Consider the following 1,094-nt stretch of genomic DNA (forward strand, 5'->3'; position numbering starts at 1 on the left):
AGCCTGGTCGAGAATTAAGCCCGCATCGTCATTGTCGATAGCAGAATTGCCCTTTATATGGAATATCATATCAGTGATTGGCGCGCAATATTTCGACACGGTGCTATGCTCCTCTATTAATGTTCTTATCAATACGTCTATCAGTGTGCCGTACTTGTACTAAAGATTATTGCGATAGAAAAAATTTAGCACATTAACAAATGATAAGGACGTTATGAAAAGATTTGCATAGGATGAATATAAGCTAGGTCATTCAGACAAATGGATTCCCGCTCCAACCAGGTGGCCCTATTTTGCAGGGCAATTCACCTTGTATGTGGGAATGATGAGGGTGGAATGAACCTAAGAAAAAATTAAAAGCGTCAGCGGAGAGAGAGATGTCAGCAGAATTATATCCAAATATGTTAAAGCCATTGGACTTAGGTTTCACGACTTTAAAAAACCGTGTTTTGATGGGTTCAATGCATACAGGCTTGGAAGAAGAAAAAGATGGCCATGAACGAATGGCTGCTTTCTTTGCAGAACGCGCTCGCGGTGGAGTTGGCCTGATTGTTACGGGCGGTTTTGGTCCAAACCAGGAAGGTGCTACGCATCCTCATACCAAGTCAATTAAGACAGAAGAAGACGCACTAGCACATCGAACTATTACTGATGCCGTTCATGAAGCGGGTGGTAAGATCTGTATGCAGATTCTACATACGGGTCGCTATGCGTTTAACCCTAATTTGGTTGCGCCTTCTGCTGTTCAGGCACCGATTAACCCTTTTCCACCAAAAGAACTTGATGAAGCCGGTATCGAAAAGCAGATCAGTGATATCGTAATGTTAGCGGTTAATGCTCAAAAAGGTGGTTATGACGGCGTTGAAATCATGGGCTCAGAAGGTTATTTCATTAACCAGTTCTTAGCGAAGCGTACTAATAAGCGTGATGACCAATGGGGTGGCGAATACGAAAACCGTATGCGCTTGGCTGTAGAAGTCGTGCGTCGTACACGTGAAGCCGTGGGTGAAAAATTTATTATTATATACCGTTTGTCTATGCTCGACTTGGTTGAGGGTGGAAGCAGCTATGAAGAAGTACTACAGCTAGGTAAG

General features: G+C 43.2%; 1 pseudogene. It reads left to right on the forward strand.

The window, feature by feature from the left end:
- Positions 1–377: 377 nt before the first annotated feature.
- Positions 378–1,094 (forward strand): annotated as a pseudogene (gene fadH / locus A3766_RS26465) (NADPH-dependent 2,4-dienoyl-CoA reductase); the annotation flags it as partial.

This window comes from Oleiphilus sp. HI0132 (genome assembly GCF_001635845.1).